Below are 18,653 nucleotides of genomic sequence, written 5' to 3'. Positions count from 1 at the left end.
TTACTTACTTATATTTGCTTTAACAGGGGCTTTATTACTAATCCAATAATTAAATAATTTATCAATAACGTTACTTTGTTGTTTCATATTTATCCAATTACGCATAAACAGTTCAAAAGCTTGATCGTTATGATTAATAGGGAATGCCATTGATATAGGTGCTAATACAGGTTTAGGCACAATAACTGTGTACTCAGGATATAATAATGTCCAGGCAGAAGCTGCTGCAGCACCAAATAGCATACCATCAAAATGTTGATGCTTTTCTTTAAAAAATAATCGTGGTGTTGATATTTTCCAGGCCTTATTATGAATAAAGTTGCGTTCAACAGCTGTTTGGTAAAAGAAAGTTTCAGGTATACCGATAATCAGCGCTTTATTCTCAATAATTTTAGACCATTGCTTAAACTCTACACGTCTTTCATCTTTTACAATAAAGGCTAGTGATTGCTGAGAATAAGGCACCGTAAGGGTGAATTTAGTCATATTATCTGGGATAACTGGAATACCTGTCGTGATATCCAAATAGCCTGATTGTAAGAGTGCTTCCGCTTGATGATGAAATATTTTTACAAATTCAACATTTACGTTGAGGTCAATGGCGAGTTGATTCATTATTTCAATATCAAAACCGACCAACTTACCGTTATTGTTATGAAAGGCGTAAGGTAAGTCATCTCTGAAATAGCCAACCCTAATAAAACCACGTTGTTGAATTCGTTTTAGCACAGGAGAAAATGTAGGTTTGGAAACAACATTCGCGGGGCTGTTTTCGAGGTAGTTGCTTTCAACACCAGTGAACAAAAAGTCTCGCTCTATAAATTTGGTATAGCCTTGATACTGGTGACTTATAGTGTCAAAACTGAAACGTAAGGAGATAAATGCCAATACCGAAACAAGCGGGATTATCGCTAAGTTACGCAGCAGTACACGCCATTTTATAGTAAAGCGCTTTAACATTGCCGTGGCAATTAATAGCGGTAAACAGCTAGAAAAGACCACTGAAAAAATAGCACTTAACCGAGCGCCAATAAGGTTCTCTGCCACTAAATAAAAGTCGAACATAGCACCGGAAACATTAAACAATTCTAGTAAATTTTGCATCGCTAATGTTGTGCTACCAAATAACTGTGGCAAGCCAGCAACGACTAGATTGATATGATCTGTAAAAGAAATATGGGCACCAGAGAACCAAGCGGCAAAGAGCACAAAAAGTAAAGCAAGTAGCTTACCACCGACAGGTAAACTAAAAGATATTGGCACAATAATCTCTGATATTTTTTCAAGATCGCTATCTTGAGGATATTTTTGCTTAAGTAATTTTTTAGTGTTTTCAACAATCACGGGTAATACAGAAAAGAAGCTGCCCGTAGCGAAAGCAGTGATCATTGGCTCGCGAGACACACTAACTATTTCTCGATAACCAAAAGGGGTGACGGTTGCAACAATGGCGGGGAATACCACAAAACAAAGCAGAGTTACCAAAACTATTGCACTAAGCATGTAAACAACTAAACCATCGAGTTGGCTTGCATCAAGAGTAACAGCGGCACGCCAACCGATACAAAATATACCCAAGGGGGCAAATTTCATAATAAAACCATTAATGTTTGCGGTTGCTTGTTGTAAGTTTGAAAGCATTAACAAGGTTTGTCTTTTAGATTTAATCTTCATTAAACCAAGACCCATGCAGATACTAAAAAAAACTACCGCAGGGATTAAAGTATTTGCTAAGGCATTAAAAGGATTTGCCGAGATAAACAAGTCAACCAAGCTAAATTCTGGCACAGATTGTATGGTGTTATTAGAATAAAACTCGGCATGTTGCCATTGAGGAAAGGACAAAGGGGTGCTAAAAATAAAAAATAGTACGACCGCTATCATCATTAAGATAATCAATAAACTTTGTTTAGAGACCTTTTTGGCTTTACTCGGGGTAAGCCCACCTATACCAACAACCAGTGACAGCACAATATAAGGCAGTACGGTCATTTGCAGGGCAGTAACAAAAGCATTTGCGGTGTTATCAATCACTGAATATTCGGTTGAAAAGTAATACCCCATCAACAACCCAAGAAACATCGCTAAGATAATTTGTACTAATAACGGTGGTTTAACAAACAACATTAAAATATTGTACTCATAAGTATTTTGCCATAATGATTGTAACGAACTATTTGAAAATTATAATACAAAAAAGCAGTGAACGTTCACTGCTTTTATTTCTTTGGTATTAACAGCTGACTGAGGGGTGTTATTTCACCCGCATACCCGGTTGTGCACCGTCGTCAGGATTTAATATCCATAAATCTTTACCACCAGGGCCTGCCGCAAGCACCATGCCTTCAGACATACCAAAACGCATTTTTCTTGGCGCCAAATTAGCAACCATCACGGTATGTTTACCAATTAAATCTTCTGGTTGATACGCTGACTTTATACCGGCAAACACTTGGCGTGTTTCACCACCTTCTTTTGAATCAAGAGCAAGGGTCAAACGTAACAGTTTATCAGCTTTTTCTACATGCTCGGCATTAATGATTTTTACTATACGCAAATCAATTTTAGCAAAATCGTCAAATTGAATTTCTTCGCTAATAGGATCACACCCTAATGGATCATTAAGAGCCGCACTATTATCGACGATTTTTTCTTTTTTAGCTTTTTTTACCGGTTTTTCAGCGTCATCTTTAACAAGTAAATTGTCTTTCGATGCATCTGTCATTGCGTTAACTTTATCCATGTCGACACGCTGTAGTAAGGCTTTAAATTTATTGATCTTGTGGCTCGTCAATAATTTCTTATGTCCTTCCCAGGTTAATTCATCATTTAAAAACGTCGCGGTGCTATCGGCTAATACGGGTAATACCGGCTTTAAATAAATCATTAAGGTACGAAACATATTGATACCTAGCGAACAGATGTCTTGCACTTCTTGCTGCTTAGTTTCATCTTTCACTAACTGCCATGGTTCTTTTACGGCTATATATTCGTTAACTTTGTCGGCCAATGCCATTATTTCACGCATACCACGGGCAAAATCACGCGCTTCATAGTGAGCGGCAATAGAGTCACCTGCCGCCATGACCTCTTCAGCGAGAGCTGGGTTGTCAATGTTTTCTGACAACATACCATCAAAGCGTTTAGTGATAAAACTGGCACAACGTGAGGCAATATTAACCACTTTACCCACTAAGTCTGAATTAACTCGTTGCGCAAAATCTTCAAGATTTAAATCTAAATCATCAATTTTATGGGTTAATTTAGCCGCATAGTAATAACGTAAATATTCAGGGTTTAAATGATCTAAATAAGTACGACCTTTAATAAAAGTGCCTTTCGACTTAGACATTTTTGCGCCATTAACAGTAACAAAACCATGAGCATGCACTGCCGTTGGTTTTCTAAAACCTGCACCTTCGAGCATAGCTGGCCAGAATAAACTATGAAAATATATAATGTCTTTGCCAATAAAATGGTAGAGTTCAGCTTCTGAGTCAAGCGCCCAAAATGCATCAAAATCGATACCGGTTTTATCACATAAGTTTTTGAAACTGCCCATGTAACCTATAGGAGCGTCTAGCCAGACATAAAAGTATTTGCCCGGAGCATTGGGTATTTCAAAGCCAAAATAAGGAGCGTCACGGCTTATATCCCATTGTTGTAAACCAGACTCAAACCATTCAGCTAACTTATTAGCCATTTCATCTTGCAATGCGCCACTTCGTGTCCAATCTTGCAACATCTCACTAAAAGCAGGCAAGTCAAAGAAGTAGTGCTCTGAATCTTTTAATACTGGCGTTGCGCCAGAAACAACTGAACGAGGGTTTAGCACTTCAGTTGGCGAATACGTCGCGCCACACTCGTCACAGCTATCGCCGTTTTGATCCACTGCCTGACACTTAGGACAAGTACCCTTGACAAAACGGTCAGGTAAAAACATCCCTTTTTCTGGGTCGTATAGTTGAGAGATGACTCTGGTTTTTATATGACCTTTAGCATGCAAACGATTATAAATTTCGTGAGCAAACGCTTCATTCTCTGGACTATGCGTTGAATGATAGTTATCAAAACTAATATGAAAGTCTGCAAAGTCGCTCATATGCTCTTCACGGACACCATTGATCATTTCTTCAGGTGTTACCTCTAACTCATGCGCTTTAAGCATAATAGGCGTGCCATGGGCATCATCAGCACAAACAAAATAAGTTTCATGGCCGCGCATACGTTGAAAACGCACCCAAATATCGGTCTGAATATGTTCAAGTAAATGACCTAAATGAATAGAGCCATTGGCATAAGGCAGCGCACAAGTTACAAGAATTTTACGTTTATTTTTAGCAGTTGATGATGACTCTGATAACGACATATAAAGTTTACATTTATTGGTGGTAATTATGAGGGGAATGGTACAGAATTTGTAATTACTTTTCATTAATAATTATTGCCTAAACGCGATAAAGTGCCTTTTAAAATGTTCTCAAAGATATTTTCGTCAAAAACACTCCCCAGTGACGCTAAACAAACGCTTGTTGATAGCTTAAATCGTTATCGCAGTGAAAATTTTCCTCAAGGAATTCTATATCCTGATATTGACCCTGAAGTTACCTTAGAAAAAGGTAATGATATTGTCATTAAATTGTCTTTACCTTTCCCTTGCAATAGTGAAATACAATTATTAACTGAAATGCTTACTAAAGAAGTTAAGCAGACCGTTCGTTTTGATGTTAAGTACAATGTTAAGCCGGTTCGCCGCCATGAACTCTTAGGTATAAAGAATATTATTGCTATTGCCTCTGGAAAAGGTGGAGTAGGGAAGTCGACGACAGCAGTTAATCTTGCTTATGCGTTAATCGCAGAAGGAGCCTCGGTTGGCATTTTAGACGCTGACATTTATGGCCCATCAGTTCCTACATTACTGGGTTTAAAAGGAGCAAAGCCTAGCTCTGATGATGGTAAGTTACTCACGCCAATAAATGCTAATGGTTTAAGCGCAATGTCGCTGGGTTTTTTAGTCGATGAAGATGATGCAACTGTTTGGCGAGGCCCAATGGCAAGCAGAGCTTTTAGTCAATTACTTAACGAAACTGATTGGCAAGGTATAGATTATTTAATTGTTGATATGCCCCCAGGCACCGGTGATATTCAATTAACGTTATCACAACAAGTACCCGTGGCAGCTTCTGTGGTTATTACCACACCACAAGATATAGCACTGGCTGACGCGATAAAGGGTATTGCGATGTTTGAACAAGTAAAAGTACCTGTGCTCGGTATTATTGAAAATATGAGTTATCACCAATGCGAAAATTGTGGTCATCAATCACACTTGTTTGGTGAAGGTGGAGGTCAACGGGTTGCCAATAAATATGATACGCAACTTTTAGGACAACTGCCGCTTGATGTCAGTATTCGTCGCGATGCAGACCAAGGGGTTTCGCCATTATTAACAGATAACACTAGTAACATCAGTGAGCAATACCGTAAGATAGCGCGAACTATCGCTGCACAGTTATATCTGCAGTTGGATTCACGCAGTCCAAATACCGCAAAACTATTGATTGAAGATTAGCCTTTATAGCTAATTCCCTAACCTTAAAGTAATAACGTAAGAAGAACTAACATGAGATTGTCCGACAAAGACATAGAAACATCGCTTGAAAGAGGTGAAATTATTATTACCCCTGCACCCGATAGCAGTATGATTTCAGGGGTAAGTGTTGATATTCGTTTAGGTAACGAATTTCGCGTTTTTCAAGATCATACCGCACCTTATATCGACTTAAGTGGTCCCAAGGCTGAAATGCAAAAAGCGATGGACTCAGTGATGAGTGAAGAAATTGTTATCGCTGATGGTGAGGCTTTCTTTTTACATCCAGGTGAATTAGCGCTAGCGGTTACCTATGAGTCGGTCACTCTACCTGATAATATCGTTGGTTGGTTGGATGGTCGTTCATCATTAGCGCGCTTGGGCTTAATGGTCCATGTTACCGCACATCGCATCGATCCTGGTTGGTCTGGGCAGATTGTTTTAGAGTTTTATAATAGTGGTAAGCTTCCCTTGGCACTTCGCCCTAAAATGAAGATAGCGGCACTAAACTTTGAAACTATGTCTTCAAGCGCTGCACGTCCTTATAATAAACGTGAAGATGCAAAATATAAAAATCAAACAGGTGCTGTTGCTAGCCGTATTAGTCAAGACGAAGCTTCTAAAAACTAAAAACTAAAAACTAAAAAGCCGTAAAATGAATGATCATTTTACGGCTTTTTATCAGCAGTCTAGAAACTAGGCAGAAATACTATTTTGTTTATCAATACCACTTATGCAAAGTTTTAATGCCTGTAACAGTTTCTCTTTATCATGGTTATGACTGTCTGAACCATTAGAAAGGTCGCAATGAATAACGGGCAAAATAGTAGATGTAACCGTTTCATTTTGACAAATAACACTATCAATAGGTAAGCAGCCAATATTTTCTTTGATCCAATTAAGTTTCTCATCTAATGATAATGCTGCGGCAGGACTGTCTTCTGGAGCTAAGTTCTCAATAAACACACAATGAGCTGAGCTTGCCTGAATCGCTTTAGTAATATCTCGCACTAACAAGGGTGGAATAACGCTGGTAAGAAAGCTCCCAGGGCCTAAAATAATCAAATCAGCAGACCTTATTGACTCAATACACAAAGGCAAGGTTTTAACCAACGGGGCCAATAATAATTTTTCTGGCATTATCGGCATTTTATCAACCGAGAGTTCACCTATTTTACAACGTCCCTTAGGGTAGAAGGCCATTAGATCGGTTGGTGTCTCTGACATCGGATATAAAGGCGTTCTAACCCCTAATAAACGTCTGACAAGCTTTATCGAATCAAGTGGCCGAGATTGCAATTTCCCCAAGGCATATAAAATAAGATTACCTAGATTGTGACCACCCAGTTCATCTTGCCCATCAAATCTAAAGTCAAATAACTGGCTGCCAACAGAGTCCTCATCAACAAGCAATGTTAAGCAATTACGTAGATCACCCCAAGCAATAGAACTACTGCGCCTGCGTAAGCGGCCAGTAGAGCCTCCATTATCGGTTGTGGTTACTATACCCGTTAACTGCTTTTTTAAAAAAGAGAGGGTAGATAACACACGACCTAAACCGTGTCCGCCACCAATAGCGACAACATTTAGCTTTTCTAGCTGCATGAAAAATTCTTATTATTATATCTTAGTACAACTTTAACCCCAATTTTGTCATAAAGAAACTATAAACCCTTATTTCATTGAGCTTGCCTAGATGTATTTTTTGAAATTAGGGAAAAAATAGCACCTTGTAGATAAATAATCGTTTAACATTAGTGACATCGCTTAATTGCAGATAAATAAAAGCGCTTTCGAAAAGTTGATATTGATAAATCACTGATTAAACAAAAAATAGTCAAGTTGATGTTTAAGTAAACACTTAACTAAAAACTTTGCAAAAAACACCTTTTTATCTAAAATAATAGTTGACAGTTTTAGGACGGGTGCTTAGAATGCGCCTCGCTTTCAACGAGTGATTAATCATTTGTTAGGCAATGAATTTATAGCATATTAGGCCATGTTATTAATTTGTAGCGGGGCTATAGCTCAGCTGGGAGAGCGCTTCGCTGGCAGCGAAGAGGTCTGCGGTTCGATCCCGCATAGCTCCACCAAGTTTTAAGTTATTTAATTAAGTTAATCTTTATTTAAATAATATTGGTTTTAAGTGTTTTTTATCACTTAAAATAGAAAAGTTTACTTTTCACGATAGTATTTGTGTCCCTATCGTCTAGAGGCCTAGGACACCGCCCTTTCACGGCGGTAACAGGGGTTCGAATCCCCTTAGGGATGCCACTTATTTTTTTATCGCCATATTGGCAGTAATTAAATAAGTAAACAGGGTATAACAAACTAGGTCTTGTTATCTCCTTTGATTGAAGAATTTTTTCAATGATAAAAACAAGGTGTAAATCTTGTCCGATGCTTTTCTAAGTAATTGAAAATTGTTTATTCAATATTCAGTTACTCAATAGTTTTAGTGTCCCTATCGTCTAGAGGCCTAGGACACCGCCCTTTCACGGCGGTAACAGGGGTTCGAATCCCCTTAGGGATGCCACTTATTTTTTATTTTCTTTATTGGAAGTTAATAAATAGGTAAAAAGGGTATAACAAACTAGGTCTTGTTGTTTCCTTTGATTGAAGAACGTTTCAATCATAAAAGCGAGATAAAAATCTTGTTTGATGCTTTTCTAAGTAGTTGAACCTTGTTTATTCAATGTTCATTTACTCAATAGTTTTAGTGTCCCTATCGTCTAGAGGCCTAGGACACCGCCCTTTCACGGCGGTAACAGGGGTTCGAATCCCCTTAGGGATGCCACTTATTTTTTATTTCCTTTATTGGAAGTTAATAAATAGGTAAAAAGGGTATAACAAACTAGGTCTTGTTGTTTCCTTTGATTGAAGAATGTTTCAATCATAAAAGCAAGATGAAAATCTTGTTTGATGCTTTTCTAAGTAGCTAAACCTTGTTTATTCAATGTTTACTTACTCAATAGTTTTAGTGTCCCTATCGTCTAGAGGCCTAGGACACCGCCCTTTCACGGCGGTAACAGGGGTTCGAATCCCCTTAGGGATGCCACTTATTTTTTATGTAACGAGTTACTAAAGAGTCAGTGCTATAAGTGATATAAAAAAACCGACTTATTGTCGGTTTTTTTATGCCTGAAATTTGATGTTTCCATAAGAATATTACCTTAAGTCTATTTTAAGCAATCTAGTGTTACATTGCTAAGCCTGCAACATACAAAGTGACTTAGGATCACCTTTTTCGAGTTTGTCAGCTAAGGTGCTTTAGCTTTTACGTCGTGGTATCACTATTTTATCGAACATCGTCGAGCAAACCCAGTGATCTTTAGTTGCTGGGTTCACCATCTGACAATCTTATTAGTTTACTGAGCAGCCTAAAGGCGATAGTAAAAGCAAAGTAACAGGATGATCTGTTACTTATTAGCAATCAATCTTTAGTGACCTGATTACTGGTTCAAGTCTTTATATTACTGCTTATTCGGTTTGATCATCGCTAAGCTTTCCTCAGCAAAACCAACGCCAGCCTCAGTATAGAAGTTAAACACTTTATCTACGCCAAAGGTTTCAATTTCTTGGCGCTCATCATCAAACCGAGCAATAGCCGCTATTTGACCCCGATAATTTGCATGTCTTAATTGTAAGGTTATATTTTTAATATCTTGAATTTTTGGCAAAGCGAGCAAGATTAACTCTAGTTTCTCTATTTCTATATTTTCCCAAAAATCAATATTTTCCGCGTCACCACAAAATGCTTGCACGTTATTATCATTCAACCAAGCGATCTTACCTTGGTCGGCATCTAATCCCCATACTTGACCCGTAGCCTGGCTGTCTAAAGCTTTATAAGCACCCATACCAACGCGACCCATACCAATTACAACAATCGGTGCATCACAAGGTTGTATAAAGTTATCTTCGCTGAGTTTACTTTTTCTTTCGTATTTACAAATAAACAATTTATGTCGGGTGAAAATCCGATGAGCAAAGTTATAAGTGATATTAGTAATAATAAACGATAAGGAAACGGCCAAGGACAAAATGACCAACCAATCATTTGTTAACCAACCATTTTTTGTTGATAGCGAAGCGATGATCAAACCAAACTCACTAAAATTGCTTAATGCTAGTGCCGTTAAATAAGAGGTTCTGCCACGTAATTTAAATTGTGTGAATAAGAAAAAGAATAAGAAAAATTTTACAGGGATAAGTAAAGTTAGTAGGCCTGCCATCGCAAGCATTTCTACTGTGGGTAATGCGGTAAAGCCAATAGATAAGAAAAAACCAATTAAAAAGAGATCTTTAAAGCCCATCAATGATTTATTAATTTCACTGGCTTTACTGTGCGAAGCCAAATACATCCCGACGAGCAGGGCGCCTAAATCACCTTTAATGCTCACTAACTCGAAAAGTTCATAGGCACCAAAGGCTAAGAAAAATCCGGTTAGCGGAATAAGCTCACCGTGACCTACTTGGTCAATAAGTTTATTGATTAACGGCTTTATAAAAAAGGCACTCAACAACAGTAAAGCCCATAATGTTGGAGACTTACCGGTCGCCACCACTAAAAATATTACCGCGACAATATCTTGTATCACTAAAATTCCCACGGCTAATTTACCGTGGCGCGTGCGCATTTCGCCGTGATCTTCCATCAGCTTAACGACACAAACCGTACTACTAAAGCTCAAGGCAAAAATAATTAACCCTAAGGTGTAGAAAGACAAGTCAGTAAAGTAACTAATAGCAGCAAGGGCGAGTAATTTTAGCAGCAAAGCACCGATTAACACCCAAGTGACACTATGAGACAAACTACCTAACCAAACTTCTTTTTTTAATAAGTCTTTAACATTGAGTTTTAAGCCAATAGTAAATAACATTAAGGTGATGCCTAGGTTTGCTAATGTATTGATACTGTCGTCGGCTTGAAAACCGAGAAAATTTAGTAAAAACCCTGCAAAGAGATAACCAATTGATGGTGGTAATGAAAATGACTTTGCTGCCATCCCACAACCAAAGGCAAATAGAATCCAAATAAAATCCATATTATTCTTCCATGATTTCTGTAAACTGACTAGCAACAAATTCAGCAATAATTGGCTGAGCTTTAACATTTGGGTGAATGCCATCTTTTTGCATTAAACTGGCGTCGGTGACTAATGGCTCAACAAAAAAAGGTAACAAGTTAATGTTAGTTTCAGCGGCAACATCAATAAATACTTGTTCGAACATTTTATTATAACGAGGCCCATAATTTGGGGTGATTTTGATTTGATAGAGTGACACTGGAATGTTTTTATCTTGAGCGAGCTTTATCATTTGTAACAAATTATTTTTAATTTTCTTTGGTGAGTAGCCTCTAAGGCCATCATTGCCACCAAGTTCTATCACTAAATGGTCAACTTTTTCTTTGGCTAATATCCCAGGTAACCTTGATAAACCGCCTGTTGTAGTCTCACCACTAATGCTAGCATTAGTGATCTTATAAGGACTTTTTTGCGTAGTAAATTGTGTATTTAGCAGGTGAACCCAGCCTTGGTTTTCTTTCATTCCATAGCTTGCACTAACACTATCACCTAGTAGTAAAATAGAATGCTTGGCTGAAGGGTTAGCCAATGTCGAAAAAGATATAGAAATTAAAGCTATTAAGCTTAAAAACAAAATATAAATGGGATGTTTATTCATGAAGTCAAATTCCGAAGCCATATTAAAAGTAAGTGCGTTAACTAAGTCTGTGCAGTTAGAAGAGAAAACTCTTGATCTACTTCAACCTGTTGACCTAACGGTGAATACAGGTGAAACATTAGCAATAGTAGGTTCATCAGGCTCAGGAAAAACAACCTTGTTAGCTATTTTAGCGGGCTTAGATTTACCTACATCAGGTGAAGTTTATCTTAAAAACCACCCATTGCACCAGTTTAATGAAGAGCAACGTAGTCAAGTACGAGCAGATCACGTTGGATTTATCTTCCAGCAATTTTTATTAATTAGCAGTTTAACCGCACTTGAGAATGTTATGTTGCCGGCTGAATTAGCAAATTTACCTGATGCAAAACAACAAGGACTGGCGTTACTTGAAGCTGTAGGTCTTGGTGAACGTGCTGAACACTATCCGTCACAATTATCGGGTGGTGAACAACAACGGGTCGCTATTGCTCGCGCTTTTATTACCAAGCCCGACGTATTATTCGCCGATGAACCTACGGGCAATTTAGATACCAAAACAGGCGTTCATATCGCCGATTTACTTTTTCAATTAAATGAAAAACATGGCACCACCTTAATATTGGTCACTCACGATCCAAAATTAGCCCAGCGCTGTCAACGTCAAGTTGAAATGGACAGCGGCGTTTTACAAGAGGTTAATCTCAACAACGCCAATCAAGATGAACTTCCTGCTCATATGAAAGTAGGTTAACGATGACTGAATTAAGGGTAAAACCATCAAAGACTTGGGTTAAACAATCATTACGACTGTTACATCATGAGTTTCGCCGCGGTGACTTAACCATTATATTTTTAGCGATTGTTCTCGCTGTCGGTACCGTATTTTCATTAACGGGTTTTTCAGAGCAAATTAAGCAAGCTATCATCACCAACAGCGCTAACACCATAGCAGCTGATCGTGTGCTGGGCTCTAACCGAGTAATACCGACCGAATATCTTGATAAAAGTGATAGTTTATCGCTCAATGTCGCTTCGAAAATATTACTCGATTCTATGGTGTTTTCAGGTGATAACATGCTGTTATCTGAACTTGATGTTGTTTCTGAAAAGTATCCTTTGCGCGGCGAGCTTCTTGTTAAAACGTCGCTAGATCAAGAAATACCCAGCTCGGTTGGCGCGCCAAAACAAGGAACGGCTTATGTTGAAGAAAGTATTCTTAGCCGTCTAGATGTTAAAATTGGTGGCACAATAGAAGTCGGGGTTCTCCCGCTGACTGTTGCCGGTGTTATTGTAGAAATTCCTGACCGTTCATACCGTATGTTTGTTGCCGGACCCACTATATTTCTTAATATTAAAGATATTGAGAAAACTCAGTTGATAAAGCCCGGCAGTCGCGTTTATTATCAATATATGTTTGCGGGAGAGCGTGACGATATTGAAACATTTGAAACCTGGATAAAGCCACAACTCAATGAAACTCAAAATTGGTACGATGCTAAATCAGCAAAAAATCGTCTATCAAAGGTCTTAGACAGCTCAGAGAAGTTTTTATCGTTAGCCAGTATGTTAGGTATTGTGCTTGCTGCTGTCGCTGTTGCGGTCGCCAGTCGACGATATGGGCAACGTCATCAACCTATGGTTGCAGTATTTAAAGCGTTAGGCGCTTCAACATCACACGTAAAAAAATTGTATATGCTGCACTGGGGTTTACTGAGCTTAATAAGTATCATAGTAGGGCTTGTTGCTGGTTATATGCTGATGCTCGCGGGTGTGAATGCTATAGAGAGCTACTTGTCATTAGATGAAAGCCAACTAACGTTTAAACCATTTATCACTGCTGTAATAACGGGAGTGCTTTGTGCGGTTGCCTTTGCCATTCATCCTATTACTCAATTAATTTCAACAAAACCACTCGATGTTATTCGCGGTTTTAGCAAAAATGAATTACCAAGGTTTGGTTGGCATCAAGTGATCCCGCTACTGGCACTCTTTGCGTTACTGATGTTATTTAGTCGCGATCTCGTTATGAGTTTGTCATTGTTGTTAGGTGGTATATTAGTTTCTGGTGTTTTATTGCTTTTAGGGCGATTAATCATGGGGGCAGGGCGAAGTGCTGGCGCTAAAGCCGGCAAAGCTTGGCATCTGGCTTTAGCAAACTTAAAGCGCCGCGCCAATGAAAATAGTGTGCAATTAGTCAGTTTTACTATCGCTATTCAGTTATTATTGCTAATAACGGTAATGAAAAGTTCAATTATTGATGAGTGGCAAGCACAATTCCCAGAAAACACGCCTAATCATTATTTACTTAATATTGCCAATGAAGAAGTTGCACCACTGCAAGCTTTTACCGAGCAGTTCAATCTTGATAATCAGGGGTTTTATCCTATTTTTCGAGGACGTTTATCAGCGATCAATGGTGAAAAAACAGTCAAAATTGACGAAGATGAGAAAAAAGATTCAGCAACGACCGACACAGACAAACCCAAGGTAGAGAATAAAGAAAAGCCAAAAGAGCGAAAAGGTGCTGGCCGTGAATTAAGCTTAACATGGCAAGAGCAATTACCTTTGACCAATGAAGTTATCGAAGGGCAATGGTGGCAAATAGAGGATACTTTACCGCAAGTCTCTATGGAAAAAGGTATGGCTGAACGTTTAGATGTTAAACTCGGCGATGAGCTCACTTTTACTATTGGTACTGACGAATTTACCGTGCCGGTTACTAGTATTCGCGACGTTAACTGGAAGAGTCGACAGTTAAATTTTATTATGATTTTCAATGAAGCTGCCGTTATCGATATAGAGTCCACTTCTATTTCGGCGTGGATGATATCAGACCAGCAAAAAAATGAAGTTTATCGCTTTTTAAGCCAATATCCTACCATCTCAATTATGGATTTTGGTGCAATAATGAAACAACTGACCAGCATGATAGAGCAAGTTTCAATCGCGATTGAACTTATTTTAGTGTTAGTTATTTTAGCGGGTAGTTTAGTGTTGGTTGCACAAGTGCAAGCAAGTATGGAGGAGCGTGAGCGAGAGTTAGCGATATTGCGTACCTTAGGTGCAAAAGGTTCACTACTGAGAAATAGTGTGTTGTTTGAGTTTGTTGCACTTGGCGCTGTTGCGGGGTTAATGGCGAGTATTGCGATGGAAATAGCGGTATTTTTCTTGCAAACGCAAGTCTTTGAAATGTCGGCGAGCTTTCATTTTGATTACTGGTTAGTGGGTATCGCTGCTGGCGCTGGATTTGTTGGTATCATGGGCATGCTAAGTTGTTGGCGATTATTGAATATGTCAAGTTTGACCTTGATCCGTCGAACAATGTAAACCGTGCTTGCTTGTTAACAATCGAAACTTAAGTTTATTAACACTAGATTTAAGTTTCAGGTATAGTAAGGTTTTTTAAATGATAAAGTTAACACTATGGGATTAATGGAAAAATCAGGCGGAGCAGTAAAAATGCTGGTAGTAACCGCAGCACTGTTTATTGTTTTTGCAGGGATAAAAACGGCTGCTAATATTTTAGTACCTTTTTTACTTTCTGTTTTTATCGCTATTATTTGTAACCCGCTTATTGCCCGCGCTAGCCGTTATAAAATACCAAAAGTAATAGCGGTACTTTTAGTCATAGCCTTGTTCGTTATTGTTGCTTTATCTCTTGCGGGTTTAGTTGGAAAATCACTCACTGAACTATCCCTCAAACTACCTGAATATCGCGAACAATTAAGAGTACAGTTTATTTGGATAACTGAGCAGTTAGCCGATAAAAATATTATTATATCGTCAGCGTTATTAATGGAGTATTTTGACCCCGCTGCAGCCATGGGCTTAGCAGCCGATATGCTTAGCGGATTAGGCAGTGTGATGGCCAATTTATTTCTTATTATCATCACGGTTATTTTTATGCTTTTTGAAGCCTCGTCTTTACCTAAGAAGTTACATTTTGCCTTAGCAGATCCCGAAATGCGCTTAAAGCAAATAGACCGTTTTCTTACCTCGGTAAATAACTATTTAGCGATTAAAACCTTAGTGAGTATTGCTACCGGTATTATAGTTTCAATAATGCTCTGGGCCTTTGGTTTAGACTTTTATTTGCTTTGGGGAGTGCTTGCTTTCCTGCTTAATTATATTCCTAATATTGGCTCTATTATCGCAGCGGTTCCGGCGATGTCACTGGCCGTATTACAATTGAGTTTGCCTGAGGCCGGCCTTATCGGTTTAGGCTATATCACTATTAATATGGTGATGGGAAATATTGTTGAACCTCGTTATTTAGGAAAAGGCTTAGGGTTGTCAACCCTAGTGATTTTTCTGTCATTAATCTTTTGGGGATGGTTACTCGGCTCAGTGGGGATGTTACTTTCGGTGCCGTTAACCATGATCATTAAAATAGGCTTAGAGAACGCAGAAGAAGGTCGTTGGTTTGCTGTACTATTGTCAGGTGAAGACGATATTAACGAACTTGAACATGTTAAGCGCTAAGCCTAAATTTAATTGGCGTATTTGTCTTTACTTTTTTAAACCAAGCTTACATTGACCATTAGATAAAAATTGCACCGCTTCTTTACGCTTTTTGCCGATAAGAAGTGGTCCATCATCCATAAAAAGAAAGTTTTTCCAACAACGTTGGAAAACAGCCCAAGTTGTTTCAATAACATTGTTTTTTGCACTACAAAAATAAACCACGGTATTATTGTCCCACGCTAAATGACCAACAACTTCTGCAGGCAATTCTGCTTGTTCACTGTCCCAAATACTTTCCCAAGCCAATGTTTTCTGCCAAGTCGTTTCTTCAAATGGCCAATCACCCTTTTTGAAAAAATCAGGATGGTCAACTTGTCGACTAATAAAGGTATCCCAAACAACTTGTGCTCGTGCTTGAACCATAGGTTTTATTTTTGTTTTATCTTTATCATCGATCGGCAGGCTTTTATGTCTAAAAACCCAAGCATTTTTAAGGTCATCTAAAGGAATATAATTCATGAATTCACTAGTGTTTTTTTAATGTTATAAGCAGAAGTAAGCTGATGATACACCATTATGATTGAGTTTTTTATCTTGAACCTGGGTTATTTTTTATATCGCCTGTATAGCCAAGCTAAATAAAACATATTTTTATAAATATTTAACCGCTTAGACATTATCTAACTAAACAAACAGCTATTAAATTAACTGACTTAAATATTTATGATATTGATTTGTCAATTTTATTGAACTAAAGTTATGGTATCTTGATTTAAAGCGCGATTTACAGGGACTTAAAGGGTTAGGTTTTATTTGCGATGATAGCAATTTACCCCTAATATATCGAACTTTAACAATAGTAAAGTTGATGTTAATTATGTCTGTATAACGGGATGAAAATGAATAAAAACAACACACTATTTACATACCTTTTATGTATTTTATTTGCTGAAAGTTTGCTCTTGGCTTTCATCTACGACTCATACCTATCTGTATTTATCATTGGTCTACCCGCATTACTTGTGCCGATATACTTCTATAAAACAGCTGGAGATGGTGCTATCTCCGGTCATGTTTCAGCGCTCGCAGTAATGATATTTGCAGCCTTGCATATTCATCAAGCACAGGGCTTAATTGAAGTGCATTTTGAAATTTTTATCCTTTTAGCATTTTTAATTATTTTTCAAGATTGGCGGGTCTTCATTACCGCTATACTTGTTGTTGCCGTACACCATTTTTCTTTTTACTACTTACAAGTAAATGATACGGGTGTTTATATCTTTGACGAAGATAGATTGCTCTTCTCAACCGTGATAATACATGCTGTTTATGCTATTACTGAGTCTATTATTGCTGGCTACATAGCACATTCTATGAAAGTAGAAAGTGAAACGGGTAAAGAATTATCGTTAGTGGCGACTTCATTAACGGTTGATGTCAATGCGATTGACTTGAGCATCAAGGTGAGGGCCAATAATAATAGAACCTTATTGTCTTTTAATGAATTATTAGATTTATTATCAAAGGTTATTCAAGGGGTAAAAGAGCAAGTTGTCGAATTAAATGCTAACTCACAAAATTTAAATAGAACCAAAGAAGAACTTGAAAGCTCGACAGCACAGCGTCAACAAGAAACTGAAGTGATTGCGACATCGGCAGAAGAAATGGCAGTGACAGTAGCATCTATCGCGCAAGAAACGACCCAGTTAAGTGATCAAATGAAAGAAGCTACTGATTTTACGAAGGCATCTAATAAAGAAATTATTAGCATTAATAATCAAAACAAAAATTTAACATCTGCACTTGAAAAGACCAGTGAACAAGTGAACGATCTTGCTAACTCTACAGAAGCTATTTCGAAGGTATTATCTGAAATAAGTGGTATTGCTGAGCAAACAAATTTATTAGCGTTAAACGCGGCAATAGAAGCAGCAAGAGCAGGAGAGCAAGGTCGAGGTTTTGCTGTTGTTGCCGATGAAGTCCGTGCTTTAGCAACTCGCACTAAAGAAAGTACTGATAAAATAGGTCAAACGCTTTCCCTGTTAAAAAGTTACTCTAAATTAACAACAGACTCAATGACCCATAGTATTGGAATTGTGCAATCAGTCATTGAAAGTGCTGATAAAGCTCAAAAACAAATAGCTCAAGCGTCAGCACTTGTCGAGCATGCCAGTGCTATATCGATTAATGTCGCCGCAGCGGTTGAGCAGCAATCTGTAACCACCGCAGATATAGCAAAAAGTGCTGAAACGCTAAGAGATACAGCTTTAGTCGACAGAGAAAGAGTCCAAGCATTAGCTTTAGAGGCCGATAGTGTTAGTGTTACCTCGAATGCAATGGCACTTAATATTGCTCGTTTTAAGTAAACTAATGTCAAAACTTCAGTGGGGAGTACTTACCGTTTGGATAGCTTTTACGCTATCTGCATTTGGTTACCTGATAAAAGATAGGCTTGTCGAGTTTGATGAGAGTAATAAGTTAGCGGGTGTAGGAAGTCAGGAGCTATCTGGTTATTTGTTACCTTATGCCAAGCTGGCCAATATGACGGGTCAAAAAACACTACTCCATTTCTCTACACCGAGTTGTGAATGCCAACAGTACAGTGAAAAACATATTAAAGACCTCAATAAACTGGCGGGTGCTAATGATTTTTTAATAAAAAATGTTGTCATTAATGAGCACAATACTATTCCCTCCACGCCCTCTGTAGCATTAATAGATGAATCAGGTGAAGTTGTCTATTTTGGTCCTTATGGGCAAGGTTTAGCTTGCTCGCAAACGTCAGGCTATGCCCAGACTATGTTAAATAACTACTTAAAAGGTTATGCCGCTAATCTTGTTGTTAAAGAAGCGAAAGGTTGTTATTGCAATGTATAAAACTACTTTATGTTAATCTATCGCTAACCATTTATTGTCATGGTTATTTTTC

The 18,653-nt window shown here is 38.1% G+C and carries 13 protein-coding genes and 5 tRNA genes; 12 read left to right on the top strand and 6 right to left on the bottom strand.

The features are described 5' to 3' along the window. The gene (locus H4J57_RS02610) at positions 1–2,127 is read right to left on the bottom strand and encodes a cation:dicarboxylate symporter family transporter (protein WP_182241865.1); all 2,127 of its coding nucleotides are present in this window, start codon (positions 2,125–2,127) and stop codon (positions 1–3) included. Between the two features lie 127 nt (positions 2,128–2,254). Continuing rightward, positions 2,255–4,369, bottom strand: coding sequence for a methionine--tRNA ligase (metG, locus tag H4J57_RS02605; RefSeq protein WP_182241864.1), 2,115 nt, complete (start codon positions 4,367–4,369; stop codon positions 2,255–2,257). A 105-nt stretch (positions 4,370–4,474) separates the two neighbouring features. Here metG and apbC point away from each other — a divergent pair, with 105 nt between their 5' ends. Together apbC and dcd are read left to right on the top strand one after the other, a co-directional pair. Beyond that, positions 4,475–5,572: an iron-sulfur cluster carrier protein ApbC gene (apbC, locus tag H4J57_RS02600; protein ID WP_182241863.1), complete on the top strand. Its 1,098-nt coding sequence runs from the start codon at positions 4,475–4,477 to the stop codon at positions 5,570–5,572. 51 nt (positions 5,573–5,623) lie between these two features. Beyond that, positions 5,624–6,220, top strand: a complete 597-nt coding sequence (gene dcd / locus H4J57_RS02595; protein WP_182241862.1) for a dCTP deaminase — start codon at positions 5,624–5,626, stop codon at positions 6,218–6,220. 66 nt (positions 6,221–6,286) lie between these two features. Here the strand turns inward: dcd and yvcK are convergent, their stop codons facing one another. Further along, positions 6,287–7,195 (bottom strand): uridine diphosphate-N-acetylglucosamine-binding protein YvcK, encoded by a 909-nt coding sequence (yvcK, locus tag H4J57_RS02590; protein WP_182214237.1) that lies wholly within the window; start codon positions 7,193–7,195, stop codon positions 6,287–6,289. 412 nt (positions 7,196–7,607) lie between these two features. Here yvcK and H4J57_RS02585 point away from each other — a divergent pair. The 5 genes from H4J57_RS02585 (at position 7,608) to H4J57_RS02565 (ending at position 8,648) form a co-directional block, all read left to right on the top strand. After that, positions 7,608–7,683: transfer RNA gene (locus H4J57_RS02585), tRNA-Ala, on the top strand. 105 nt (positions 7,684–7,788) lie between these two features. Next, positions 7,789–7,864: transfer RNA gene (locus H4J57_RS02580), tRNA-Glu, on the top strand. A gap of 186 nt (positions 7,865–8,050) precedes the next feature. Continuing rightward, positions 8,051–8,126: transfer RNA gene (locus tag H4J57_RS02575), tRNA-Glu, on the top strand. A 185-nt stretch (positions 8,127–8,311) separates the two neighbouring features. Further along, positions 8,312–8,387 (top strand) — tRNA-Glu (locus H4J57_RS02570). 185 nt (positions 8,388–8,572) lie between these two features. After that, positions 8,573–8,648 (top strand) — tRNA-Glu (locus H4J57_RS02565). A gap of 415 nt (positions 8,649–9,063) precedes the next feature. Here the strand turns inward: H4J57_RS02565 and H4J57_RS02560 are convergent. Both H4J57_RS02560 and H4J57_RS02555 read right to left on the bottom strand, forming a co-directional pair. Next, entirely contained in the window at positions 9,064–10,638 is a 1,575-nt protein-coding gene (locus tag H4J57_RS02560) for a cation:proton antiporter family protein (protein WP_182241861.1), read from the bottom strand. A gap of 1 nt (position 10,639) precedes the next feature. After that, entirely contained in the window at positions 10,640–11,278 is a 639-nt protein-coding gene (locus tag H4J57_RS02555) for an arylesterase (protein WP_182241860.1), read from the bottom strand. On the opposite strand from H4J57_RS02555, the gene H4J57_RS02550 reads away from it, so the two are divergent. From H4J57_RS02550 to H4J57_RS02540, 3 genes are all read left to right on the top strand, one after another. Further along, positions 11,277–12,011: an ABC transporter ATP-binding protein gene (locus H4J57_RS02550; RefSeq protein WP_070376606.1), complete on the top strand. Its 735-nt coding sequence runs from the start codon at positions 11,277–11,279 to the stop codon at positions 12,009–12,011. The genes H4J57_RS02555 and H4J57_RS02550 overlap by 2 nt on opposite strands. A 2-nt stretch (positions 12,012–12,013) precedes the next feature. Continuing rightward, positions 12,014–14,587 carry an ABC transporter permease gene (locus H4J57_RS02545; protein ID WP_182241859.1) on the top strand — a complete coding sequence of 858 codons (2,574 nt, stop codon included), beginning with the start codon at positions 12,014–12,016 and terminating at the stop codon, positions 14,585–14,587. Between the two features lie 105 nt (positions 14,588–14,692). Beyond that, entirely contained in the window at positions 14,693–15,742 is a 1,050-nt protein-coding gene (locus H4J57_RS02540; protein ID WP_070377248.1) for an AI-2E family transporter, read from the top strand. Between the two features lie 27 nt (positions 15,743–15,769). On the opposite strand, the gene H4J57_RS02535 is transcribed toward H4J57_RS02540, so the two are convergent. Further along, positions 15,770–16,243 carry a DUF2947 domain-containing protein gene (locus tag H4J57_RS02535; RefSeq protein WP_182241858.1) on the bottom strand — a complete coding sequence of 158 codons (474 nt, stop codon included), beginning with the start codon at positions 16,241–16,243 and terminating at the stop codon, positions 15,770–15,772. A 380-nt stretch (positions 16,244–16,623) separates the two neighbouring features. Between H4J57_RS02535 and H4J57_RS02530 the strand changes: the two genes are divergently transcribed. Together H4J57_RS02530 and H4J57_RS02525 are read left to right on the top strand one after the other, a co-directional pair. Then, entirely contained in the window at positions 16,624–18,090 is a 1,467-nt protein-coding gene (locus tag H4J57_RS02530; RefSeq protein WP_182241857.1) for a methyl-accepting chemotaxis protein, read from the top strand. 4 nt (positions 18,091–18,094) lie between these two features. After that, on the top strand, positions 18,095–18,601 hold the full coding sequence (locus H4J57_RS02525; RefSeq protein ID WP_182241856.1) for a DUF6436 domain-containing protein: 507 nt from the start codon (positions 18,095–18,097) through the stop codon (positions 18,599–18,601). Positions 18,602–18,653 lie beyond the last annotated feature (52 nt).

Origin of the sequence: Colwellia sp. BRX8-7 (assembly GCF_014077275.1) — a bacterium.
GTDB lineage: Bacteria > Pseudomonadota > Gammaproteobacteria > Enterobacterales > Alteromonadaceae > Colwellia_A.
This window is presented reverse-complemented; position numbering and strand designations above follow the sequence as displayed.